This window comes from Streptomyces sp. SudanB5_2050, assembly GCF_964272335.1.
Lineage (GTDB): Bacteria > Actinomycetota > Actinomycetes > Streptomycetales > Streptomycetaceae > Streptomyces > Streptomyces rochei.
Genome location: NZ_OZ186760.1, coordinates 2488787 through 2510984, shown reverse-complemented (window position 1 = coordinate 2510984; position 22198 = coordinate 2488787). Strand labels below are relative to the sequence as shown.

Sequence of the window (22198 nt, the reverse complement as noted above, 5' to 3'; positions counted from 1 at the left end):
CTTGGGATGTGGGGGTGTCGGGACGCGAGCAGGGGAATGCTCACGGCGCCGCATGGCGCACAGATGTGCGGCCGGTAAGAAGTTAGTGACGTGTGCATGGCACGTCTATGGGTGCGACGCGACTCGTGACCGAGCGCTTCGGGACCTTCGGCCCTCCTGGCCGCCCGCGAGCGTCGCGTACTATGGACGGCGCAGAAGGGGAGTAGCTCTTCGCCGGACCGTCGACATACTGCTCAGCTCGTCTGAGCCGGCGCCCGGAGGCGGGTCTCGTGCGCGAGACCGGTCAGCGAGACCTTCGGCAAGCAGTGCACGCCCGTGCCGTACGGCGGGGGCGATCCGTGTGCTGCCGTGCCGAGGTGTCCGCAGCGCAGAAGCAGGACCAACACTCTCGGCGGGGCGGCCCCGACCGATAGAGGATCCCTTGATCAGCCTGACCGTGACGGCAGTCGTCTTCGGCGTCGTCTTCCTCGCCGAACTGCCGGACAAGACCGCCCTCGCCGGCCTCGTCCTCGGCACCCGTTACCGGGCCTCGTACGTCTTCGCCGGTGTGGCCGCGGCCTTCCTGCTGCACGTCGTGCTCGCGGTCGCGGCCGGCAGCGTGCTGACCCTGCTGCCGCAGCAGATCGTGCACGCGATCACCGGCGTGCTCTTCCTGGGCGGCGCCGCCGTGCTGCTGATGAAGAAGGACGAGGACGAGGAGGAGATCCGCAAGCCGGAGGACCAGTCCTTCTGGAAGGTCTCCGGGGCGGGCTTCATGCTCATCCTGGTCGCCGAGTTCGGTGACCTCACGCAGATCATGACCGCGAACCTCGCGGCCCGTTACGACGATCCGCTCTCCGTCGGCCTCGGCGCGGTGCTCGCGCTGTGGGCGGTGGCCGGGCTCGGCATCGTCGGCGGAAAGGCCCTGATGAAGCGGGTGCCGCTGGCGCTGATCACGAAGATCGCCGCGTTGCTCATGCTGGGCCTGGGTGTGTGGAGCCTGTGGGAGGCGGTCGCGGGCTGAACGGTTCGTGAACGTCGGGGCGGGGCGGTGGCGCGACCGGGCTCCGTTTTGTACCGTGGAGAAACAAAGTGGCTCCCGCCCGTTCTCCCTGACCGGCGGGCGGGGCCGCCTTGTTTCCTCCCCGCGCCTTGGAGTCTGCCGATGACGGCCACCGCCACCACCGTTCTCACCGCCCGTGCCCTGCTGCTGGACATGGACGGCACCCTCGTCAACTCGGACGCCGCCGTCGAGCGCGTCTGGCGGCGCTGGGCCGACCGGCACGGGCTGGACGGCGACGAGGTCATGAAGGTCGTCCACGGCCGCCAGGGCTACGCCTCCATGGCGCTGCTGCTGCCGGACCGGCCGATGGAGCAGAACCACGCGGACAACGCCCGCATGCTCGCCGAGGAGACCGCCGACACCGAGGGCGTCGTCGCCATCCCCGGCGCGCCCGAGTTCCTGGCCTCGCTGCGCGGCCTGCCGCACGCCCTGGTGACGTCGGCCGACGTGCCGCTGTCCACCGCGCGGATGGCCGCCGCCGGGCTCGCCCAGCCGGACGTCCGGGTCACCGCCGAGTCGGTCGGCGCCAGCAAGCCGGACCCGGAGGGCTTCCTCAAGGGCGCCGCCGAGCTGGGTGTCGACCCCGCCGACTGCATCGCCTTCGAGGACTCCGGCGCGGGTATCGCCGCCGCCCGCGCCGCCGGGATGCGGGTCGTGGGCGTCGGCCCGCGCGCCGGGGTCCACGCTCCGGACGTCGTCGTGGAGGACCTGACCCGGGTGCGGGTGGAGGCCGGCGCGGACGGCACGGTCCGGCTGCACATCGGCTGACCCCCCGGGCAGGGGGTACGACGGGCTCCGCGGGACTCGTGCGGCGGTTCCCGACACGCGGTTTCTGTGGCGACACCGGGGGCGGCGCCTGCGCGGACCCCGGGTGCGGGTCCGGTGCGATGCCGGCCGGGAGCCCCGGCTAGGGCTCCCGGGTTTCCGTCTCCAGCATGCGGCGGGTGTCCCGGCCGTAGGTCCCCAGTTCGTCGGAGCGGATGCCGCGGGCCCACTGGTAGGTGCGGACCGAGTCCTCGACCTGGTGGTTGTAGTTGCCGTTGATGTCGCCGTTGTAGAGGTAGAGCTGGGTCAGCCGCTGCTGCAGTTCGACCACCTCGGAACCCCGGTCGCCGCGCTGCAGCGTGGGGCCGCCGCCGTAGTCGTGGTCCCGGTCGTCGTCCTCGGTCTCCTGCGCCGCCGCGCCGGGCGGGGTCGTCGTGGCCGACGGTGACGTCTCGGCCGAACGGGACGGCGACGGCGAGGCGCTGGACGCCGACGCGGACGGGGACGGGGAGGGCGACGGACTCGTGCTCGCGGACGCCGACGGGGACGGGGACGGGGAGGCGGAGGTCTCGGCGGCGGACGGCGTACTCGACTCGGGGCCGGTCGGGGCGGCACTGGTCGAGGGGTCCGGCACGCTCGCTCTGACCTCCTCCGGCAGCGCCCCGTCCCGCGAGGGCGACTCGTAGGAGAACAGTCCGCTCGCGAACCCGGCCGCGCCCACCACGACCACCACCGCCCCCGCGGCGCTGAGCAGCACACCCCGGCGCCGCTTGCGCGGCGGACGCCCGGTGCCGTCCGTGCCGGGCTCCACGGACGTGACGGCGGGGGCGGCGGCGGTGGCCGAGGTCTCGAACAGCCGCAGATCGTGCGCGCTGGGCGCCCCGGTCGACGGCGCCAACGGCGTGGGCAGCACGGACGTCGCCTCCACGGCCCCAGCCGCAGCCGCAGCAGCCGCGCCCGCACCCGTGACCGGCGGCTGTCCGGCGTCGACGGCCCGCAGCGTCATGGTCGCCTCCGCATCGGGCGCGGTGCCCGGCGTGTCCGGCGTACCCGGCGCGGAGGACGGTGGTGCGGTGTGCGGAGCCGAGGTCTCCCGCGCCTTGTCCTCCCGGGCCACGTCCGCCCGCGGCTCGCCCTCCGGCTCCTTCGCCCCTCCGGCGTCGTCCAGCTCGACGTACGGGCGTATGCGGAGCGGGTCGAAGTCCTCCGCCGCTGCCGCCTGGGCCGTACGCGCGTCGCGCAGGGCGTCGGAGGCGCGTGTGCCGCAGGCGCAGGCGGGCGTGTTGTCCGCCTCCCTGGCCGTGCCGCACTCGGGGCACGCGTGCCCCGAGGAGGCCCGCTGACGCGATGCGCCTCCCTGCTGTTCCGGCTGGTCCCGCTGCTCCACGCGCTCGTCCCTCCCCTCGCGACTCCCCTCGCGAACTCCAGCGATTATGCAGATCTTCTCCACACTTCCGCGCGCTCGCCCCCGGAATCCCGGCTTCCTGCGTGGCCGAAACGCCTATTTCCGGTCAAACCGGTCAGGTCAGTGACTTGGTGAACCAATGCTCGGCGTACGGGGCGTGGTTGTGCGGCTCGGTCTCCGCGTAGCCGAGGCGGGCGTACAGGGCGCGGGCCTCGACGAGGTCCGAGCGGGTGTCGAGCACCATCCGCGAGGCCCCCAGCTCCCGTGCCGCGTCCTCGGCCGCCCGTACGAGGAACGTGGCGCCGCCCTTGCCGCGCATCCCCTCGTACAGGAACACCCGGGTCAGCTCCGCCGTCCCGGCCTCCAGCAGCCGGATGCCCGCCGTGCCCGCGGCCTCGCCGCCGTACCGCGCGACCAGCAGGAGCCCCCGGGGCGGGGCGAGGTCGGCGCCCGTCTGGGCGGCGATCTCCCGCTCCAGCTCGCCGGGGTCGGTGGGGCGGCCCTCGTGCAGCAGGTACCAGCGGTCGCTGACCTCGGTGTAGAAGGCGCGCCACAGGGCGGCGGCGGCCGGGGAGTCGTACGGTTCCGGGGCGACGGTCCAGGTCATGCGGGCATTCTCGGTGCGGGCCGACCGGCCGCGCGAGCGTATTTCCGGGGCGGTGGGCGGCGTATTTTCCCACGGATGCGCCGCCGCCGCTCGTCCGGCGCCGTTTGACCGGGGGATGAGGGGCAACCCGAACGGCGAACCGGCCCGCTGGGAGAGCGGGCAGGGACCAGAACCCGGAAGGCACTCATGTCCACAGGCGTGATCATCGCTTTGATCGTGATCGTGGCGGCCGTGCTCGTCGTGGCCGCCGTCCTGGCCCTGCGCGCACGGGGCCCCCGGCACGGCGGGAACCTGAAGCGGCGCTTCGGGCCCGAGTACGAGCGGGCCGTGGCCCGGCACGACGGCGACACCAAGGCGGCCGAGCGGGAGCTGGCCGACCGCGTGGAGCGGCACGGGTCGCTGCGCGAGCGGCCCCTGGAACCGGTCGAGCGCGAGCGTTTCGAGGCCCGCTGGACGGCGGCCCAGGAGCGCTTCGTCGACTCCCCGCGGGAGGCGGTGGAGGAGGCGGACCGGCTGCTCGCGGAGCTGGCCGCCGCCCGGGGCTTCCCGGCGGGCGGGCAGTACGAGGAGCAGGTCGCGGCGCTGTCCGTGCACCACGCCCACCACGTCGACGGCTACCGGCGCGTGCACCGCGTGACCCACGCGCGCGCGGACGGCGAGCGGGACGCCGGCGCGGGGACGGAGGAGATGCGCGAGTCCATGGTCGCGGCCCGCGCGCTCTTCGATGAGCTGGTACGCCCGGCCGGTCACCACGACGGGGCCCGTCGCCACGACGGACCCCGACACCGGGCAGGGGCGGACGGCGACGCGGCGGCGCCCGCCGGGCGCGCGCACCATTCCTGGTCGTTCAGCAAGAGCCGTCCGAAGGAGAGTTGAGGCAGATGTCCGACGTGACCCGGCAGCCCGGCGCCCCCGCCGAGCGGCAGACGCAGTACCCCGGCGCGCGCGGAGCGGCCACCCCGGAGACCGGCCCCGGCCCCGGCCCGCTGACCGAGGGCGCGGCACACCCCCGGCCCGCCGCCGAATCCACCGCCCCGGCCGAGACTCCGACCACCGCCCCGGCGGGCACGCCGACCACCACCCCGGCGGGCACCCCGACCACCGCCCCGGCCGGCACGCCGACCACCGCCCCGGGCGGTACCCGGGCCGGCGGCCCGGACGCGGACCATGACGGTGGGACGCTCCTGGCGCACGACGAGTGCGACAGGCTGGGGGAGCGGCTGCGGCACGCGGTGGCCGGCTTCGTCGACGCGCCGCGCGCCTCCGTCGAGGAGGCCGACCGCGTCCTGGAGGAGATCACCGCCCGCTTCACGGACGCCGTGGCGCAGCGGCGGCGCACCCTGCGCACGTCCTGGCACGACACGGACCCGGACGACCGCGCGACGAGCACCGACACCGAACAACTCCGCCTGGCCCTGCGGGACTACCGTGGGCTGGCGGACCGTCTGATGCGCCTGTGACCTACGGGCGTCACCGTTCCGCCCGGCGCTCCCGCCACTGCCGTACGACCTCTTCGACGTCGTAGGGCTTCAGACCCAGCGGGGGGCCGGGCGGCGGCTTGAACATGACGTCGCGGATCTTGACGTTGATCTCCTCGACGATGCGGCGCACCACCCGCTCCGACGGGGCGTCCGCCGCCGCCTGGAGGGCGTCCTCCGCCTCCTTGCGCAGGGCGAGGGTCGGGGGCAGTACGGAGAAGCCCTCGCGGGCCATCTTCCGCTTGACCCACCACAGTTCGTCGTAGGTGCTCTCCACCTCACCGGGCAGGGGCTTGCCCGCGCCGGGGAGGGCGGCGAACTCGCCTCGCGCGTCCGCCTCACGGATCTGCTTGTCGACCCAGGACTCGAAGTCGACGCCAGGTGGCTTTCGCTCGGTCATGACCCCAGTGTGCCGGACACCGCGCCACCGGCCGATTTATCATGCGGCGGCGATACGTCAACGAGGGACGTCTCTGAAGGAGCGCGCGTGCTCGAACTCACCATGGCCGCCGTCACCGCGGCGGACGCGGGTGCCACGGCCGGGATGCAGATGGCCGAGGCGCCCAGCGAGCCGGGAGCGGTGCTGCGGGTGGGCAGGGACAAGTCCGTGTGCCGGCTGTCGACGCCCGACGACTGGCTGTTCGTCTCCCGGGTCCACCTGGAGTTCCGCTGCGGGCCCGACGGCACCTGGCACCTGACGTGGCTGCGCGGCTCCCAGCCGGACCCCTCCTCCGAGGTCCGGCTCACCGTGGGCGGCCACGCGCGGTCCGTGGTGTACGGCGGCAGCGTGCCGCTCCCCAGGGGCGGCAGCGGCGAGATCGTGGTCCAGGACCGCTCGGAACCGCGCAGCGTCAACGTGGGCTTCTATCACGAGGTCTGACCCCCCCCGGCGGCCCCGCCGCGTCCCGCCCGTCCCCGCGGACCGCCGCCGGCCGCCCTCCCCGGCCGCCCTTCCCGCCCGCCCCTCAGTCCACCACGCGGGCCAGCGCGAACCCGTCGTAGCCCTTGCCGCCGACGGTCTGGACGGCGGTGCCGCTGAGCCGGGGGTGGCTGCCGATCATCTCGATCGCCGCGCGGGTGCCGCGCACGTCGTCGCCGGTGTCACCGGCGTCGGCCACCCGGCCGCCGCGGACCACGTTGTCGATGACGATCAGGCTGCCCGTGCTGGTGAGCCTGAGGGCCCACTCCAGGTAGTGCGGATTGTTGCCCTTGTCGGCGTCGATGAAGACCAGGTCGAAGGGCGGCGGGTTCTCGTCGGCGAGCTTGGGCAGCGACTCCAGGGCCGGGCCCACGCGTACGTCGACGAGGGCGTCGAGTCCGGCGCGGGCGAGGTTGCGGGCGGCGACCTCGGCGTGCCGGGCGCTGTACTCCAGCGTGATCAGACGGCCGTCGGCGGGGAGGGCGCGGGCCAGCCAGATGGTGCTGTAGCCGCCGAGGGTGCCGATCTCCAGGACGGTGCGGGCGCCCTGGATCTCGGCGAGGAGCTGGAGGAGCTTGCCCTGGGCGGCGGTGACGTTCACCGGCGGCAGCCCGGCGGCCTCGCTGTCCCGCAGGGCCGCCGTCAGGTGGTCGTCCTCGGGGGCCAGCCGGGCGGTGAAGTAGGCGTCGACGTCGTCCCAGAGCCGCGAGTCGCTCATGTGGTGGGCCTCCCGAGTGGGTCATGTGTCATGAGCCGTCATCAGCTTCTCCGAGCGGATGCGCTGACGAAGATAGCCGGGGGGCCGGGAGCGCGGGGCGCGTTCCGGGGGCGTGTTCCGGTCGTGCTCGCCTGTGGCGTGCTGCGCCGCGTTACGCGTGCTCGCGTGTGGCGTGCTGCGCCGGGCTACGCGTGCTCGCGTACGGCGGGCTGCGCGTGGTCGCGCGTCTCGCCCCGCACGTGCTCGCGCGCGTCCACCGACGGTGCCGAGCCCGGCAGCGGCCGGCCCGCCGACTCCGACATGAACCACACCGCCACGCCGCCCACGACGGCGGCGGCCATCATGTAGTAGGCGGGCATCATCATGTTCCCGGTCGCCCCGATCAGCGCCGTCACCACCAGCGGGGTCGTCCCGCCGAACAGGGAGACGGACACGTTGAAGCCGATCGACAGCGACCCGTAGCGCACCCGCGTCGGGAAGAGCGCCGGCAGCGCGGACGGCATCGAGGCGGTGAAGCAGACCAGCAGCAGACCCAGCGCGGCCATGCCCAGGCCCACCGCCCACAGGCTGCCCTCACGGATCAGCAGCAGCGCCGGGACGGACAGCAGCAGGAAGCCCGCGCAGCCCGCCGCGATCACCGGACGCCGCCCGATCCGGTCGGTCAGCGCGCCGGCGAAGGGCTGGACGACCATCATCAGCGCCATCACGGCCAGCACCACGAGCAGCCCGTGCGTCTCGTCGTACTTCAGCTCGCTCGTCAGGTAGCTCGGCATGTACGACAGCAGCATGTAGTCCGTGACGTTGAAGACCAGCACCAGGCCGACGCAGAGCAGCAGCGCCCTCCACTGCCCGGTGATCATCTCCCGCAGCGGCACCTTCACCCGGGCCGTCTCCGCCTTCTCCGCCTCGGCGGCGAAGGCCGGCGTCTCCTCCAGCCGCATCCGCAGGTACAGCCCGATGATGCCCATCGGCCCGGCGATCAGGAACGGGATCCGCCAGCCCCAGGAGGTCATGTCGCCGTCGGACAGCAGCGCCGTCATCAGCGTCACCAGCCCGGCGCCGCCGATGTACCCGGCCAGCGTGCCGAACTCCAGCCAGCTCCCCAGGAACCCGCGCCGCTTGTCCGGCGCGTACTCGGCGATGAAGGTGGACGCGCCCGCGTACTCGCCGCCCGTGGAGAAGCCCTGCACCAGGCGCGCGACCAGCAGCAGCACCGGCGCCCACACGCCGATCGTCGCGTAGGAGGGGATCAGCCCGATGGCGAACGTGCCCGCCGCCATCATGATCATCGTCAGGGCGAGGATCTTCTGCCGCCCGACCCGGTCGCCGAGCGGACCGAAGACCATCCCGCCGAGCGGCCGGACCAGGAAGGCCGCCGCGAACGCGCCGAAGGTGGAGAGCAGCTGCGCCGTCGGGTTGCCCGACGGGAAGAAGACCTTGCCCAGCGTCACGGCGATGTAGCTGTAGACGCCGAAGTCGAACCACTCCATCGCGTTGCCGAGCGCCGCCGCCTTGACGGCACGTCTCACGAGAGCGGGATCGGTGGCGGTGGGCGCGCCGGCCGCGCCCGAGGGGGACGGCACGGACGGTACGGGGGTCGTGCGGGAGGGGGGAACGACGACGGGGGCGGCCGACAAAACTCCGCTCGCCTACCTTTCGACGGGAACAGGGACGCCCCGACCCGCACGGCGGCGCTGTCGCCGGGCCGGAAAGAACCCGCGGCGCTCGACCGCGGGCAGAAAAGCGACCATAGGCGCTGATGCGCCGCTTACGCCCGGTATGCTTTTCGTTGCACAGTGCACCGAAAGGGCGCGCACGCAGGGACGTCGGCGCGCCACGGAGCGCCCGCGCCCCCCGTGACCTGTGATCCTTCTCGCTCCCAGGAGAGGCGACCGGCCCGTTCTCGCACTATCGTCGTTCGAACGCCGTCCCGAACAAACGGCCGGAAGCGGCCGAAACGCGGGCGGGAGAAAAAACAGGGAGAAAAACGGGCGGCAGTCAGGTTGAGCGGGGGTTGCCTGCGTCTCCCCCCGGGGGTGGTGCGAGCCTCATAGGGTTCGCAAGGACGACACATCGCGTGCACAGGCGCGATACGAACGGGGCGGGAGGCCGACGGGGCGTGGCGAATGCGGAACACAGTGGGCGACCGGCGGAGGCTTTCGGAGCCGCGGCCGTCGATGCGACCAGGGCACGGCTGCGCGTCGCCCGCCTCGGACTGTGGCTGGTCGCCGCCGTCCTCGCCGTCCGGCAGCTGGCCGCGGTCCTCAGCACCCCGAGCGGGGAGCGGCTGACGGACCTGGAGACCTGGGTCGGGGAGCACGGCGTCCTGCACGTGGAGGGCTCGCTGTACGAGTCCACGCAGTTCACCGGCACCCCGTTCGTCGGCCTGGTCCTCAAACCCTTCACCCGCGCCGCCGAGCAGGCCCTCGGCTGGGGGTGGACCTTCGGCTCGCTGCTGCTCGTCGTCGCCCTCGGCCTGGTGGCCGCCCGGGCGCTTCCGCAGCCGGTGGGCCGCCGCACGGCGCTGCTCGCGGCGCCGGTCGCGATCAGCCTGCTGATGCTGTCCCTGCCGGTGCGCAACGCCCTGTGGCTCGGCCAGACCAGCATCATCCCGGTCCTCCTCGTCCTGCTGGGCTGCTTCGCCGTACGCGGCGCCCACGCCGACCGGATCGGCGGCGTGCTGATCGGCGTCGCCGCCGCCTTCCAGCCGACCGTGCTCCTCTTCGTGCCCCTGCTGTGGTTCACCGACCGCAGACGCGCCGCTGTCTCCACCGGCGTCACCTTCCTCGCCTGCACCGCCGTCGCCTGGGCGGCGATGGCGCAGGACTCGTACACCTACTGGGTCCACCACATGGCCGGCGTGGGCCTGGGCGGCGAGGCCGACGACCTCGCCAACCAGTCGCTGCACGGCGCCCTGCTGCGCCTCGGGCTCAACGGCCCCCTGGAGATCGCCCTCTTCCTCCTGCTGGGCGCGGCCGTCGCCGTCCTCGCCCTGCGCCGGGCCGTGCGCTACGCCCGCGACGGGCAGCTGCTGCTCGCCGTCGCCGTCACCGGCTGCGCGGCCGTGGCGGTCTCCCCGACCACCTGGCAGCACCAGCTGCTGTGGGTGCTGCCGGCGCTCGTCGGCCGGGTCGGCAAGCGCGCCTCCGACCGGCTGGTGTGGCCGGTCGCCGTCGTCCTGGTGATGACGCTGCCCGCGAAGATGATGCTGCCGAACATGGCGGCCCTGTACCCGCTGCGCGACAACATCGTGCTGCTCGCGGCGCTGGCCGCGGCCGTCGCCGTGCCCTTCCTGTCGCGCACCTCGCCGTACTTCGACACACCGGTCCCGACGAGCTACGCGCCACCGGTCCCGGCCCGTTTCAAGCACGTGCCCCTGCTGCCGTTCCTGCGCCGGGTCCTCACCCGCCCGAACCTGCTGCTGGAGCTGCTCCTCATCCGGGTCACCTACGCCGCGTACTCCCAGGTCCGCCTCGCGGCGACCGGCGGCAGCAACTCGGCGGGCCGGGCCCGCGCCGAGGAGCACGGCCGGGAGATCCTCGACATCGAGCGCTTCCTGCACCTCGACATCGAGCACGCGATCAACCACGCGGTGGTGAAGATCGGCTGGCTGCGGGACTTCTTCGACTTCTACTACACGTCGTTCCACTTCGTCGTCCCGCTGGCCGTCCTCGGCGTCCTGTACTGGCGCCGGCCGGTCGACTACCGCTGGGCCCGCGCCTCCCTCGGCTTCACCACGCTGCTGGCCCTGGTCGGCTTCTGGCTGTACCCGCTGGCGCCGCCGCGCCTGATGCCGGGACTCGGCATCATCGACACGGTGCACGGCGTGCAGGACTTCTCCAAGCCGGACTACGGCACGCTGACGCACCTCACCAACCAGTACGCGGCGATGCCCTCGCTGCACTTCGGCTGGTCGCTGTGGTGCGGGGTGGCGATCGCGGTCATCGCGCCGAAGATGTGGATGAAGGCCCTCGGGCTGCTCCATCCCCTCTTCACCGTCGCGGCCATCGTGGCGACCGGCAACCACTGGGTGCTGGACGCGGTGGGCGGCGCGGCGGTCGTCGCGGCGGGCTTCGGCCTGGCGTACCTGTTCCAGGGCCCGAGGGCCCGGGTGACGACGCTCCCGAGCATCGAGGGCGCCGCCACCGTCCCCCCGCCGGCCACGGGAGCCGACTCCCCGCCCCGCGTCACGGCTGCCGGCTCCCCGCCCCGCGTCACGGAAGCCGGCTCCCCGCCCCCGGCCGAGGACACTGCCCCGGCCGCCGGGGACGTCAGCAGCGGCTCCCCGCCCCCGGCGAAGGGCCGTACCGGGAGCTGAGCCGGTACTCGCCGGGCGCCTCGACGGTCAGGCGGGTGAACTCGCCGTCCCGGGCGAGGCACCCGCCGTCGGTCCGCAGCCACGGCGACCAGGCGACCCGCACGGCCACCGAGCCGGGCCGGTCCACGCGCAGCACCAGCTCGGCGCCGGTGGCGGCGACGACGGTGCCGGGCTCGGAGACGAGCGGTACGGCGTCCCGCACCCGGAAGATCCTCCAGTGCTCGTCCTGCCAGACGGGCTCCAGCCACCCGGGCCGCAGGTCCGGGTCCCGGACGAGCGCGGCCTCGGCCTCGGCGGGCCCGTCCGGCTTGGCCGACGGCAGCACGACGAAGCCGACCGCCCAGCGGTCCAGCCAGTCCCGGTAGGCGGCCGGGGAGAAGGTCCCGTCGTAGAAGAGACGCCCGCGTTCCACGTCGAGCTGGCGGTTCCAGCCGCGGGCCAGATGGACGTGCGGGGCGAGCGCGGCGGCCTCGCGGTGGTCGCGGGCGGGCACCACCTCCACCCGCGTGCGGTCGGTGCCGAGCCCCTCCAGCGCCCGGACGACCCCGTCCGTCTCGGTGGCCCAGGCGGGCACCACGGTGTACTCCGTCAGGTCGTCGGCGGTCTTCTTCACCGTCCACCCGACGGAGAAGACGAGGACGACGGCGAGCAGACCGCGCACCACCCGCCGGTCCCGGTCCGCGCCGAGCAGGGCGGCGAGCAGCACGGGCGGTGCGAAGTACTCCGCGAACCGCTCGACGTTGGTGCCGACGGCGGAGGGGACGACGTACGTCAGCACGGTCCCGGCCGCGTACACCGCCCCGCTCCACCGGGCGACCCGCCAGTCGCGCGGGGCCAGCGCCGTGACGGCGAGGCCGAGCACGACCGGCGGCCATATCCGGCCCGCGGGCATCGGCTGCTCCCCGGCGAAGGGGAACAGCAGCGTGGTCAGCCCGACGACCGCGGCGGGCGGCACCAGGAGCACGAGGGCGCGCCCCCGGTCCCGTACGAGCAGGAAACCGGCCCCCACGACGGCCAGGTACAGCCCGGCCACCGGCGACGCCATGGTGGCCAGCGCCGCGTACCCGGCGGCCACGGCGAGCCGCCGCTCCCGGACCAGCGGCACACACGCGGCCAGCGCGAAGGCGAGGCCGAGCGCGAAGGTCGTACGGCCCGAGGCGACGTTGCACCACAGGGCGAGGGAGGCGAGCAGGGCGACCCACCCGGGCCCGCGCACGCCGGTGCGCACGACGAGCACGGCCGCCAGCCAGGAGGCCGCCAGTCCGGACACGGCGGTGACCGTGCGCACCCCGAACAGGGCCATCAGGTACGGCGAGATCACGCTGTAGTTGGCGGTGTGCGTGCCGCCGTACCAGAACAGCCCGTACGCCGAGCCCCCGTGCCGTGAGACGAAGTCGGCCCACGCCTCCTGTGCGGCCAGGTCGCCCCCGCCGGTGGCGAGAAACGCCCACCAGACCGCGTAGAGCGGGATGGTGGGCAGGGTGGCGAGCAGGGCCACGCGATGCCGGCGCCCGAAGGCACGCAGGGCATCGCCCGGGCGTCTCTCCCGGCGCCGTTCGGGCCGGGAGACGGTGAGTATGGCAGGGACCACGGTCGGGGTTTCCGTTCGGCGTCATGGGGGTGCACGGCTGGGGCACGTGCGAAGACGATAATTCGAACAGAAACGTTGACCGGGGCCCGGGTCCCGGGCCCCCGGCCCCGAACCGGTCGCCGCCCCCCCGGGCCGGTCGCCGGCCGTGGACGGCCGACCTAGGTCAGGGACTCCTGCGACGGGACGACCACCCCGTACAGGTCGGCGATGGTGGCGAGGGCGCCGTGGTGCACCTGGCGGGCGTCCAGTTCGGTGCCCGCGACCGGCAGTGCGCGGGTGGCGCAGGCGTCGGCGACGACCGTGGGGCGGTTGCCGCGCAGGAAGGCGCCCTGGGCGGTGAAGGCCACGCACATGTGCGTCATGAAGCCGGCGAGGACGAGGTCGGTGTGGCCGGCGGCGTCGACATGCCGGTCGAGGTCCGTGCCGACGAACGCGTCCGGCGCCTTCTTGACGACCACGGGCTCACCGTCGAGCGGTGCGACGCTCGGGTGGATCGAGCCGATCTCGGCGCGGATGTCGTAAGGGGTGCCCTCGCCGCCGTCGTTGACGACGTGGACGACCTTCACGCCCTCCCGGCGGGCCCGGGCCAGCAGCCGGGCACCGGCGTCGAGCGCGTCCTGCCAGCCGTCCAGTTCCATCACACCGGTCGTGTAGGTGTTCTGGTAGTCGATCAGGACCAGGGTCGAGCCGGCGAGCTTCGCGGGGGTGTCGTCGAAACCGTTGAGCTGGCGCAGGGTCGTTCTGGGCATGGGAAACCGCCTCATGTGGCTTGTCGGGAAAGGCAGTTCACCGGTTCGGTGACCTGCACCCATGACGCTACGGACCACCGGCGGCGTCGGCAATGTCGTCTAACATGCAGAAACCGACATCGGTGTCGTCGAGCGTGGGGGGTTCCTTGCACACCGTCAGCCGTCTGGTCGCCGTCGTCCTCTTCGAGGGCGTCGACCTGCTCGACGTCACCGGACCGCCGGAGGTGTTCTCCCTCGCGCGACGGGAGACGGACGAGGCGGCGGACTACGACGTCGTCCTCGCCGCCGAGACCATGGACCCGGTCACCACCGGCGCGGGGGTCCGGGTCCTGCCCGACGTCACCTTCGACGAGCTGTCCGCGCGGAGCATCGACACCCTGATCGTGCCCGGCGCGGTGGAGATGGACGGTCGGCGCGGCGTCCATCCGCGCATCGACCCCACCGTGGTGGACCGGGTGAGGCGACTGGCCGGGCGGACCCGGCGGGTCACCTCCGTCTGCGTCGGGGCCCACATCCTCGCCGCGGCCGGACTCCTCGACGGCAAGCGGGCCACCACCCACTGGTCGACGGCGCAGCGGCTGGCCGCCGATCACCCGGCCGTCGAGGTCGACGCCGACCCGATCTTCATCCGCGAGGGCGACGTGTGGACCGGCGCCGGCATCAGTGCCTGCCTCGACCTGTCCCTCGCCCTCGTCGCCGACGACCTCGGCGAGGCCGTCGCGCTGCGCGTCGCCCGGCAGCTCGTGATGTACCTGAAGCGGCCGAGCGGGCAGAGCCAGTTCAGCGTCCCCTTGGAGCAGGTCTCCACGACGCGGCGCGTCGAGGATCTCCGGCACCACATCCTGCGCCACCTCGCCGAACCGCTCACGGTCGCGGACCTCGCCGCGTGCGCCCACGTCAGCGACCGGCAGCTCACCCGGATCTTCAAGAACGAACTCGGCACGACACCGCACGCCTACATCGAGTCGGTCCGCGTCGAGGCGGCGCGCCGACAGCTCGAATCCACGGACGCCACCCTGGAACGTGTCGCCTCCACCTGCGGCTTCGGCACCGTCGACACCCTGGTCAGGGCCTTCCGCCGGCGACTCGACACGACGCCGACCGAGTACCGCCGCCGCTTCCGGACCGGCGCGAGCGCACCCGGCCAGGCCGTCCCGCCCGGCTCCGTCGGCGCGCGAAGGCGGCGGCCCCGGGGATCAGGGGGCCGCCGCCTTCGGTAGGGAGGAGCGGGGTGCCGGTCGCGTGGGCGGCGGGTCAGTACCAGCCGTTGGCCTGCCAGAAGCTCCAGGCGTCGCAGGCGCTGCCGTAGCGGTCCTTCATGTAGTCCAGACCCCACTCGATCTGGGTGGCCGCGTTGGTCTTCCAGTCGGAGCCGGCCGAGGCCATCTTCGAGCCCGGCAGGGCCTGGACCAGGCCGTAGGCGCCGCTGGAGGAGTTGGTGGCGTTGACGTTCCAGTCGCTCTCGTGATCGACGATCCTGGAGAAGCACTGGTACTCGGCCGAGTCGCCGATCATCTTCTTCGCGGTCGCCTGCGCCGAGGAGGCCGACGTCGCGGCCTGCGCGGGCGCGGCGGCGATCAGCGTGCCGCAGGTGGCCGCGGCCAGGGCGGCACCCGCGAGGGCCTTCTTCGGGGCGGCGACGGAGCGGAGGAGGGAGACGGCGGTCAACGGAGGGCCTTTCGTCGGGGACGGGGGGCGTCGGCGCACGCCGGCCCGCGGGGGCCTCGCGCGCGTCGGCGCCGCTGCCCGGGAGGGCGTCGGCGCCTGGCGACCGGTTCAGAGAAACAGGCGGGCCGGTCGTCCGCAATCGTCCCTTTTGCTAAGCGTGGTCGTAGGTCAGGGCGGGGGCGCCCCGCGCCGGGCGGCGTGGCGCGCCCGGGGGAGGGCCGTCGGCTACGAAGCCGCCTCGTAGGTGAACCGGGTCACGTGGGGCGGCTCACCTCGCCGGCCTCCTCGAACGTGACCGGCGCCTCGAAGGCCGCCCGGCGGGTGGCCCGGCGCAGCGCCTTGAGGAGCGTGGTGCCGAGCGTGAGGGTCAGGACGACCGTCATGGCGGCGCGGCCCCCGTCCCAGCCGAGGGACGTGGCCAGGCAGTAGGCGACGAAGCGGGCCAGGTTGTCCGGGACCGACGCGTCCGGGTCGAAGGCGATGTCCGAGGCGAGCGTGTTCATGAAGGTCCAGCCCGCCAGGTTCATCACCGTGCCGTAGGCGAAGGCGGCGAGGAAGCCGTAGGCGGCCAGCATGAGCAGCTCCGCCCGGCCGCGCAGCCGGTCGGGGCCGGGCAGCAGGCCCGCGCCCATCGTGAACCAGCCCATCGACAGCATCTGGAACGGCATCCACGGCCCCACCCCGCCCGTGAGCAGCGCGGACGCGAACATCGTGACCGAGCCCAGGACGAAGCCGAAACCGGGGCCCAGGACCCGGCCGCTGAGGACCATGAGGAAGAACATCGGCTCCAGGCCGGCCGTCCCCGCCCCGATCGGACGCAGCGCCGCGCCCGCCGCCGCCAGGACGCCGAGCATCGCCACCGCCTTGGGGCCCAGGCCCGACTCCGAGATCGTCGCCGCCACCACGGCCACCAGCAGCACCAGCAGGCCCGCGAACAGCCACGGCGCGTCCTGCGCGTGCGCGTTCAGCGAGGCGTCCGGAGGGGCCAGGAAGGGCCAGCCGAAGCCCGCCACACCGACCGCGCTGACCAGGAGGAGGGCGGCGACCGAGCGGGGGCCGAGGCGGACGGCGCGGGCCTGGCGCTGGGGAGGGGCGCCGCCGGTCATGCCAGCGCCTCCCGTACCTGCGCGACCGTGAGCCACTTGCGCGGCGCCAGTACCTTGGCGACCTGCGGGGCGAAGGACGGGGAGGCCACCACCACGTCCGCCGCCGGTCCGTCGGCGATCACCTCGCCCTCCGCGAGCAGCACCACCCGGTGGGCCAGCTCGGCCGCCAGCTCCACGTCGTGCGTGGCCAGCACGATCGCGTGCCCCTCGGCGGCGAGGGAGCGCAGGATGCCGGCCAGCCGGGCCTTCGCCGCGTAGTCCAGGCCGCGCGTCGGCTCGTCCAGGAGGAGGAGGGGAGGGCGGGCGGTCAGGACGACGGACAGGGCGAGGGTCAGGCGCTGGCCCTCGGAGAGGTCCCGGGGGTGGGTGTCGTCGGTGACGCCCGGGAGCAGTTCGGTGAGCAGGGCGCGGCAGGTGCCGGGGGCCGCCTCCGCGTCCCGGTCGGCCGCCGCGCACTCGGCGGCGACCGTGTCGGCGTACAGCAGGTCGCGCGGCTCCTGCGGGACCAGGCCGACGCGGCGTACGAGGTCGCGGGGGGCCGTACGGTGCGGCACCGCGTCGCCGGCCCGGACGGAACCGGAGGACGGTTCGACCAGGCCGACCAGCGCGGAGAGCAGGGTGGACTTCCCGGCGCCGTTGCGGCCCATCAGGGCGACCGTCTCGCCCGGGGAGACGGTCAGGTCGACGCCGCGCAGGGCCTGGACGCGGTCGCGGCGCACGGCGAGGGAACGGACCCGCGCGGCGTGCGGGGCCGGGGCGGCGGCCGTCCGCGCCCGCTTCCCGCGCCGCCACCAGCGCTCGGCGGGGGGCCGGAGCGCGGGGGGCGCCGGCAGCGCGGCGGCGGGGGGCTTGCGGTCCGGGATCTCCCGGCCGGCCAGCCGGTCCCGCAGCGGGGCCGCGCGGCGGCGGGCGTCCCGGACCGTCAGCGGCAGCGGGGACCAGCCCGCCAGCCTGCCCAGGTCCACCACCGGCGGGTACACCGGGGACACGGCCATCACTTCCGCCGGGGGGCCGAGCAGCGGCCGGGCGCCGGGGGAGGGGAGCAGGACGACCTGGTCGGCGTACTGGATGACCCGTTCCAGGCGGTGCTCGGCCATCAGGACCGTGGTACCGAGGTCGTGGACCAGGCGCTGGAGGACGGCCAGGACCTCCTCGGCGGCGGCCGGGTCGAGGGCGGAGGTCGGCTCGTCGAGGACCAGGACGTCCGGGTGCGGGGTGAGGACCGAGCCGATGGCGACCCGCTGTTGCTGGCCGCCGGAGAGCGTGGCGAGGGGACGGGAGCGCAGCTCGGACAGGCCCAGCAGGTCGAGGGTCTCCTCGACGCGGCGGCGCATCACGTCCGGGGCCAGGCCCAATGACTCCATGCCGTAGGCGAGTTCGTCCTCGACGGTGTCCGTCACGAAGTGGGAGAGCGGGTCCTGGCCGACCGTGCCGACGACGTCGGCGAGTTCCCGCGGCTTGTGGGTGCGGGTGTCGCGGCCCGCGACCGTGACCCGGCCGCTCAGGGTGCCGCCGGTGAAGTGCGGCACGAGGCCGCTGACCGCGCCGAGCACGGTGGACTTGCCGACCCCGGACGGGCCCGCCAGCAGGACGAGTTCGCCCTCGGGGACCTCGAAGTCGATGCCGCGGACGGTGGGTTCGGCCGCACCGTCGTACGTGACCGACACCTCCTCGAAACGGATCACGACGGCTCCTTGGCGGGCTTGGTGGCGGGCTTGGTGGCGGGTGCGGGTGCGGGTGCGGGTGCGCGTGCGGCTGCGGGCTCGGGTGCGGGGGTGACGAACGCCGGGAGCAGGCCGACGAGTACGGCGGCCGCCGGCCACAGGGGGAGGGACGGCGCGACCAGCGGGACCACGCCGGGGTGCAGGGCGGCCGGGTCGCGGGCGGCGGCGAGGAACAGCAGCGCCGCGACCGCCGCGCCGGAGGCGGTGACCAGCCAGGCCCGGGCGTCCCAGCGGTCCGGGCGGTAGCGGGTGCGGACGGTTCGGCGACCGCCGAGCCACAGTCCGGCGAGGGCGGCGGCGACCCCGATCAGGAGCACCGGGACGCCGTACGTCCCGCCCGCGGCGGTCAGCAGCCCGTACGTCCCCGCGCACACGCCGAGCAGGCCGGTGAGGGTGAGCGCGGCGGTGGTACGGCGTACGGCGGCCGGGACCCGCGCGGTACGGCCGTAACCGCGGGCGTCCATCGCGGCGGCGAGGGCGACGGAGCGCTCCAGCGCGCCCTCCAGGACCGGGAGCCCGACCTGGAGCAGGCCCCTCACGCCCCTGTCCGGGCGGCCCCTGAGACGGCGGGCGGCACGCAGGCGCTGGACGTCGGCGATGAGGTTCGGCGCGAAGGTGAGGGCGACGACGACCGCGACACCCATCTCGTACAGGGCGCCGGGGAGGGACTTGAGGAGGCGGGTGGGGTTGGCGAGGGCGTTGGCGGCGCCTACGCAGATGAGCAGGGTGGCGAGCTTCATCGCGTCGTACAGGGCGAAGGTGAGGCCCTCGGCGGTGACCCGGCCGCCGAGGCGGATGCCCTGCGCCCAGTCGGGGAGGGGGACTTCGGGGAGGGTGAGGAGGGTGTGGGTGCCGGGGATGGGGGAGCCGAGGACCGTGGTGAACAGGAGGCGGATGAGGAGGACCGCGAGGGCGAGCTTGACGAAGGCGCCGTAGGAGCGGGACCAGGGGGCGTGGGGGCGGCGGGCGACGACCACGTAGGCGGAGACGGCGATGAGGAGGGCGAGCAGAAGGGGGTTGGTGGTGCGGGTGGCGGCGGTGCCGAGGGCCAGCGCCCACAGCCACCAGGCGCCGGGGTGGAGGGCCCCGAGGCGCTGATCGCGCGGGGGGACCCCCCTCACCCTCGTGACACGGTTCCTCGCAGGGTCAGTCGGTCGCATTCCTGCGCCGCCTCGCCTGCCAGGTCGCCGCTCCGGCCAGGGCCGCCACGACGGCGATCCCCGCGTAGAGGCCGACCGACGGGCCGTCGTCGTCGTTCGCGTCGCCGGCGGCGGGCCGCTGCGTCGGGGTGGCCGTCGGGTCCTGCTCCGCCACCTGCTCCCCGCACCCCGACTCCGGGTATCCCGCGATCGCGCAGAGCAGGGCGCTGTTGTCGTAGCGCAGCGGGTCCGCCACCGCGGCCAGGGCGTCGGCCGTCGTCGCGTCGGGGGAGACCTGGGCGCAGGCCGTGCGCGCGGCCGGCGGGGTCTCGCCGGACGGGGCGTCGGACGCCGTGCCGAAGTCGAGGACCAGGGCGACGCGCTTGGTGCCCTCCTTCGCCGGTGTCTTCGCGCAGATCGACGCGAAGTCCGCCGTGCCGCGGGGCCGGGCCGCGTCCTGGGAGTCGGCGCTCACCGCGAAGCGGAAGCCCTGGACGTCGCCGTCGGAGGGGCGGGCGAGGGACGGGCCCTGGGTGGCATAGACCCATGTGTCGCCGTCGCGGTCCCAGAAGGACCAGTAGCGGTAGCCGGCGGCCTGCGCCTGGCCGGCGGTCCCGATCAGCACGAACGCGGCCAGGACGAGGAGTACGACGCGGCGGGTCACGGCTGCTGCTTCTTGGTGCGGCCGCTGAGCAGGAAGCCGATGCCGATGCCGAAGACCAGGCAGACGCCGACGAACCACCAGACGCCGAAGCCGGAGTCGCCGTCCTCCTGCTGGTCGTTCTGGTCCTTCTGGTCCTTCCCGTCCTCGTCGCTCGCGGTCGCGGAGTCCTCGGCCGACACCCCCTGCGGGGCCGGCCCGGTCGCGTTCAGCGCCGCCACCAGGTCCGTGCCGCCGAAGTCGCGCGGGTCGGTGCCCGTGGCGTGCGCGGCGAGGATCAGCTGGGCGTAGGCGGCCGGGCCGCTCTCCCCGGCCCACTTCGCGGCGTTCTTCTCCAGCCAGGCCAGCGGCTTCGCCGCCTTGTCCTTGCCGCCCTGCGCGGCGAGCGCGACGACCGCGTCGGCGGTGTTGCCGTAGTCGGGCTGCTCGGCGGAGCCGCCGAGGGCGGACGTGAGGTGCCCGTCCTTCGCGAGGGCGCCGGCGAGGTAGGCGGCGCCGTTCGCGGCGGCCTGCTCGCGGGTGGGCTCGTCCGAGGCCGTGCAGGTGGCGTCGGCGGTCTTCTCGCCGGCCTCGGCGACCAGGCCCTTGCCGAGCGCGCCGAGCACGCCCGCCGCGGTCGCGTCCGCGTTGGCGACCGGCTTGCCGTCCTGGTCCGGGTACCCGAAGGCGCCGCCGTCCCCGGCGCAGGGCAGGGCGGCCGCCAGCAGGGCGTCGTACGGGGACTTGCCGCCCTTCTTCACGGTGCCCGGGTCGGTCTCGGTGGCGGCGAGGGCGCCGATGACGACGGAGGTGGAGTTGGCCTCGCTGGGGCTGCCGGGGGTGTAGCCCCAGCCGCCGTCCGCGTTCTGCACGGACTTCAGCCAGCCGAGGGCCTCCTCGACGGCGTCGCCGTGCCCGCCGACGGCCCACAGCGCCTGGACGGCGGCGGCCGTGCTGTTGGTGTCGACCATGGTCTTGGCGTCGCACGCCTTGGCCGGGTCGGCGCGGAAGGGGGCGAAGGCGCCGTTGTCGCACTGCTGGTCGGTGAGCCACTTCACGGCCGACGACGAGGGGATCACGCCCGCCGTGTCCTGCGCGAGCAGCGCGAGGGACTGCCGCCAGACGCCGTCGTACTGGGGATCGGCGGACCCGTACAGGCCGTCGGTGCCGCCGGACTTGCCGGACGGGGCGGACGACGACGTGGACGGCGACGGGTCGGCGGCGACCGCGGGCGCGGCGGCGGCGCCGATCACGGCTATGGCGGCCAGAGCCGCGGCGCTGCTGCGACGGCGGACGTTCATGAGCGGCGGGTGCCTTTCCCTGCGCGGGGTCGGGCAGCACGGGCACTCCCGGGCGGCTCGGCCCCGTATGCCTCGACGGTGCCCGTGCGCCGGCGGGTGCCGGGCACGTGAGCCGGTCACGTCCGCGCGGGGCAGTCCGGCTCACCACCCGGAGCGTCCAGGGGCTCGGCGAGTGGCTCACGGTTGCGGGTCAGCGCCGGAATTGCACCGGCTTCCCCCCGTACGGGTGTGATGACGACGCGGCCACTTTACCCGGAGGCAACCGGCCCGGAACCGTGCGCCCGCTCACGCTCCCCGCCGCCCGCCGCGACGGGCTCCCCGGCCCCCGTCACGTCGATCAGCCGGCACACCGTCTCGATGTCCACCCCCACCTGCGCGATCGACGCGCGGCCGGACAGCCAGGCGATCAGGGTCGAGTGCCAGGTGTGCTCGATGACCCGGACCGCCGACAACTGCGCGGCCGTCGGGTTCTCCGGACCGCCCACGGCGTCCAGGATGATCGCCGTGGTCCGGCGCGAGACCTGGTCGACCTCCGGGGAGACGCTGCGGTCGGCGAAGGTCAGGGCGCGCGCCATCGCCTCGGCCAGTCGCGGCTCGCGTTGCAGCGCGCCGAAGGCCCGCATCAGGGTCCGCGCCACCCGGTCCGCGGCCGTCTCGCCACCCGGCGGGTTCCTGCGCAGCGTCGCGTGCAACTGCTCCAACTGGTCCTGCATGGTGGCCACCAGCAGGTGCACCTTGGACGGGAAGTAGCGGTAGAGCGTGCCGAGGGCGACCTGCGAGGACTCCGCGACCTCCCGCATCTGCACCGCCTCGAAACCGCCCCGGCAGGCGAGCCGGGCGGTCGCGTGCAGGATGCGGCGGCGCCGCTCGCGCTGCCGTTCGGTCAGGGGCGGGGCGGCGGAACGGTGCCCCGGAGGGGGCGCGACCGCTTCCGGATTGTCCACCTCGGTCACCTTCTCCCCGTCGTCCGGCCCGGCAGGGTGTCCGGCACCCGGGCGGGCCGTGGCGTGAATCACCTGATCCACTCG

Annotated in this window: 21 protein-coding genes and 1 riboswitch; of the genes, 7 read left to right on the top strand and 14 right to left on the bottom strand. The window is 74.4% G+C overall.

All coding sequences use genetic code 11. From position 1 onward, the window contains the following. The first annotated feature begins 421 nt into the window (after nucleotides 1-421). Together ACFZP7_RS11240 and ACFZP7_RS11235 are read left to right on the top strand one after the other, a co-directional pair. Entirely contained in the window at nucleotides 422-1003 is a 582-nt protein-coding gene (locus tag ACFZP7_RS11240; RefSeq protein ID WP_030972256.1) for a TMEM165/GDT1 family protein, read from the top strand. A 141-nt stretch (nucleotides 1004-1144) separates the two neighbouring features. Continuing rightward, the gene (locus tag ACFZP7_RS11235) at nucleotides 1145-1810 is read left to right on the top strand and encodes an HAD-IA family hydrolase (protein WP_019326254.1); all 666 of its coding nucleotides are present in this window, start codon (nucleotides 1145-1147) and stop codon (nucleotides 1808-1810) included. A 139-nt stretch (nucleotides 1811-1949) separates the two neighbouring features. On the opposite strand, the gene ACFZP7_RS11230 is transcribed toward ACFZP7_RS11235, so the two are convergent. Then, nucleotides 1950-3194 carry a peptidoglycan-binding protein gene (locus tag ACFZP7_RS11230; RefSeq protein ID WP_385634333.1) on the bottom strand — a complete coding sequence of 415 codons (1245 nt, stop codon included), beginning with the start codon at nucleotides 3192-3194 and terminating at the stop codon, nucleotides 1950-1952. A gap of 133 nt (nucleotides 3195-3327) precedes the next feature. Then, the gene (locus ACFZP7_RS11225; protein ID WP_062139067.1) at nucleotides 3328-3819 is read right to left on the bottom strand and encodes a GNAT family N-acetyltransferase; all 492 of its coding nucleotides are present in this window, start codon (nucleotides 3817-3819) and stop codon (nucleotides 3328-3330) included. 186 nt (nucleotides 3820-4005) lie between these two features. Here ACFZP7_RS11225 and ACFZP7_RS11220 point away from each other — a divergent pair, with 186 nt between their 5' ends. Continuing rightward, nucleotides 4006-4695 (top strand): hypothetical protein, encoded by a 690-nt coding sequence (locus tag ACFZP7_RS11220; protein ID WP_385634332.1) that lies wholly within the window; start codon nucleotides 4006-4008, stop codon nucleotides 4693-4695. Nucleotides 4696-4700: 5 nt separating this feature from the next. Next, nucleotides 4701-5279: a hypothetical protein gene (locus tag ACFZP7_RS11215; RefSeq protein WP_385634331.1), complete on the top strand. Its 579-nt coding sequence runs from the start codon at nucleotides 4701-4703 to the stop codon at nucleotides 5277-5279. Between the two features lie 10 nt (nucleotides 5280-5289). Here the strand turns inward: ACFZP7_RS11215 and ACFZP7_RS11210 are convergent, their stop codons facing one another. Further along, nucleotides 5290-5697, bottom strand: a complete 408-nt coding sequence (locus ACFZP7_RS11210; protein ID WP_030972244.1) for a DUF1992 domain-containing protein — start codon at nucleotides 5695-5697, stop codon at nucleotides 5290-5292. Between the two features lie 87 nt (nucleotides 5698-5784). Here ACFZP7_RS11210 and ACFZP7_RS11205 point away from each other — a divergent pair, with 87 nt between their 5' ends. Next, nucleotides 5785-6177, top strand: coding sequence for an FHA domain-containing protein (locus tag ACFZP7_RS11205; protein ID WP_385634330.1), 393 nt, complete (start codon nucleotides 5785-5787; stop codon nucleotides 6175-6177). A gap of 85 nt (nucleotides 6178-6262) precedes the next feature. Here the strand turns inward: ACFZP7_RS11205 and ACFZP7_RS11200 are convergent, their stop codons facing one another. Together ACFZP7_RS11200 and proP are read right to left on the bottom strand one after the other, a co-directional pair. Next, nucleotides 6263-6934: an O-methyltransferase gene (locus ACFZP7_RS11200; protein ID WP_031020175.1), complete on the bottom strand. Its 672-nt coding sequence runs from the start codon at nucleotides 6932-6934 to the stop codon at nucleotides 6263-6265. Between the two features lie 185 nt (nucleotides 6935-7119). Beyond that, nucleotides 7120-8571, bottom strand: a complete 1452-nt coding sequence (gene proP / locus ACFZP7_RS11195; protein WP_210901570.1) for a glycine betaine/L-proline transporter ProP — start codon at nucleotides 8569-8571, stop codon at nucleotides 7120-7122. A 482-nt stretch (nucleotides 8572-9053) separates the two neighbouring features. On the opposite strand from proP, the gene ACFZP7_RS11190 reads away from it, so the two are divergent. Further along, complete coding sequence (locus tag ACFZP7_RS11190; protein ID WP_385634329.1) at nucleotides 9054-11252, top strand: bifunctional glycosyltransferase 87/phosphatase PAP2 family protein; 2199 nt, start codon at nucleotides 9054-9056, stop codon at nucleotides 11250-11252. On the opposite strand, the gene ACFZP7_RS11185 is transcribed toward ACFZP7_RS11190, so the two are convergent. Further along, nucleotides 11206-12843, bottom strand: a complete 1638-nt coding sequence (locus tag ACFZP7_RS11185) for a hypothetical protein (RefSeq protein WP_385634328.1) — start codon at nucleotides 12841-12843, stop codon at nucleotides 11206-11208. The genes ACFZP7_RS11190 and ACFZP7_RS11185 overlap by 47 nt on opposite strands. A 158-nt stretch (nucleotides 12844-13001) precedes the next feature. Continuing rightward, nucleotides 13002-13592: a cysteine hydrolase family protein gene (locus ACFZP7_RS11180; protein WP_030972232.1), complete on the bottom strand. Its 591-nt coding sequence runs from the start codon at nucleotides 13590-13592 to the stop codon at nucleotides 13002-13004. A gap of 146 nt (nucleotides 13593-13738) precedes the next feature. Between ACFZP7_RS11180 and ACFZP7_RS11175 the strand changes: the two genes are divergently transcribed. Next, nucleotides 13739-14812 (top strand): GlxA family transcriptional regulator, encoded by a 1074-nt coding sequence (locus tag ACFZP7_RS11175; protein ID WP_385634327.1) that lies wholly within the window; start codon nucleotides 13739-13741, stop codon nucleotides 14810-14812. A gap of 34 nt (nucleotides 14813-14846) precedes the next feature. Here the strand turns inward: ACFZP7_RS11175 and ACFZP7_RS11170 are convergent, their stop codons facing one another. The 7 genes from ACFZP7_RS11170 to ACFZP7_RS11140 form a co-directional block, all read right to left on the bottom strand. After that, nucleotides 14847-15260, bottom strand: coding sequence for a transglycosylase SLT domain-containing protein (locus ACFZP7_RS11170; RefSeq protein ID WP_019326239.1), 414 nt, complete (start codon nucleotides 15258-15260; stop codon nucleotides 14847-14849). A 254-nt stretch (nucleotides 15261-15514) separates the two neighbouring features. Beyond that, a complete protein-coding gene (locus ACFZP7_RS11165) occupies nucleotides 15515-16366 on the bottom strand; it encodes an ECF transporter S component (RefSeq protein WP_193448865.1) in 852 nt (283 codons plus the stop codon). Next, on the bottom strand, nucleotides 16363-18051 hold the full coding sequence (locus tag ACFZP7_RS11160) for an ABC transporter ATP-binding protein (protein ID WP_385634326.1): 1689 nt from the start codon (nucleotides 18049-18051) through the stop codon (nucleotides 16363-16365). Before ACFZP7_RS11160 ends, ACFZP7_RS11165 begins: the two co-directional genes overlap by 4 nt. Beyond that, nucleotides 18048-19250, bottom strand: coding sequence for an energy-coupling factor transporter transmembrane component T (locus ACFZP7_RS11155; RefSeq protein WP_385634325.1), 1203 nt, complete (start codon nucleotides 19248-19250; stop codon nucleotides 18048-18050). Before ACFZP7_RS11155 ends, ACFZP7_RS11160 begins: the two co-directional genes overlap by 4 nt. Continuing rightward, the gene (locus ACFZP7_RS11150) at nucleotides 19237-19893 is read right to left on the bottom strand and encodes an SCO2322 family protein (RefSeq protein WP_385634324.1); all 657 of its coding nucleotides are present in this window, start codon (nucleotides 19891-19893) and stop codon (nucleotides 19237-19239) included. The genes ACFZP7_RS11155 and ACFZP7_RS11150 overlap by 14 nt, the downstream gene beginning before the upstream one ends. Beyond that, on the bottom strand, nucleotides 19890-21170 hold the full coding sequence (locus ACFZP7_RS11145; protein ID WP_046250771.1) for a prenyltransferase/squalene oxidase repeat-containing protein: 1281 nt from the start codon (nucleotides 21168-21170) through the stop codon (nucleotides 19890-19892). The genes ACFZP7_RS11150 and ACFZP7_RS11145 overlap by 4 nt, the downstream gene beginning before the upstream one ends. Before the next feature lie 107 nt (nucleotides 21171-21277). Beyond that, a riboswitch (cobalamin riboswitch) is annotated at nucleotides 21278-21428 on the bottom strand. Continuing rightward, nucleotides 21419-22123 carry a TetR family transcriptional regulator gene (locus tag ACFZP7_RS11140; RefSeq protein ID WP_078912078.1) on the bottom strand — a complete coding sequence of 235 codons (705 nt, stop codon included), beginning with the start codon at nucleotides 22121-22123 and terminating at the stop codon, nucleotides 21419-21421. It overlaps the preceding riboswitch by 10 nt. Nucleotides 22124-22198 lie beyond the last annotated feature (75 nt).

Excerpts from the sequence above, each read along its gene's own strand:
- ACFZP7_RS11155 (WP_385634325.1), bottom strand. The coding sequence starts at position 19,250 with ATGCGACCGACTGACCCTGCGAGGAACCGTGTCACGAGGGTGAGGGGG.
- ACFZP7_RS11210 (WP_030972244.1), bottom strand. The coding sequence starts at position 5,697 with ATGACCGAGCGAAAGCCACCTGGCGTCGACTTCGAGTCCTGGGTCGAC.
- ACFZP7_RS11235 (WP_019326254.1), top strand. The coding sequence starts at position 1,145 with ATGACGGCCACCGCCACCACCGTTCTCACCGCCCGTGCCCTGCTGCTG.
- ACFZP7_RS11145 (WP_046250771.1), bottom strand. The coding sequence starts at position 21,170 with ATGAACGTCCGCCGTCGCAGCAGCGCCGCGGCTCTGGCCGCCATAGCC.
- ACFZP7_RS11215 (WP_385634331.1), top strand. The coding sequence starts at position 4,701 with ATGTCCGACGTGACCCGGCAGCCCGGCGCCCCCGCCGAGCGGCAGACG.
- ACFZP7_RS11200 (WP_031020175.1), bottom strand. The coding sequence starts at position 6,934 with ATGAGCGACTCGCGGCTCTGGGACGACGTCGACGCCTACTTCACCGCC.
- ACFZP7_RS11220 (WP_385634332.1), top strand. The coding sequence starts at position 4,006 with ATGTCCACAGGCGTGATCATCGCTTTGATCGTGATCGTGGCGGCCGTG.
- ACFZP7_RS11180 (WP_030972232.1), bottom strand. The coding sequence starts at position 13,592 with ATGCCCAGAACGACCCTGCGCCAGCTCAACGGTTTCGACGACACCCCC.
- ACFZP7_RS11165 (WP_193448865.1), bottom strand. The coding sequence starts at position 16,366 with ATGACCGGCGGCGCCCCTCCCCAGCGCCAGGCCCGCGCCGTCCGCCTC.
- ACFZP7_RS11225 (WP_062139067.1), bottom strand. The coding sequence starts at position 3,819 with ATGACCTGGACCGTCGCCCCGGAACCGTACGACTCCCCGGCCGCCGCC.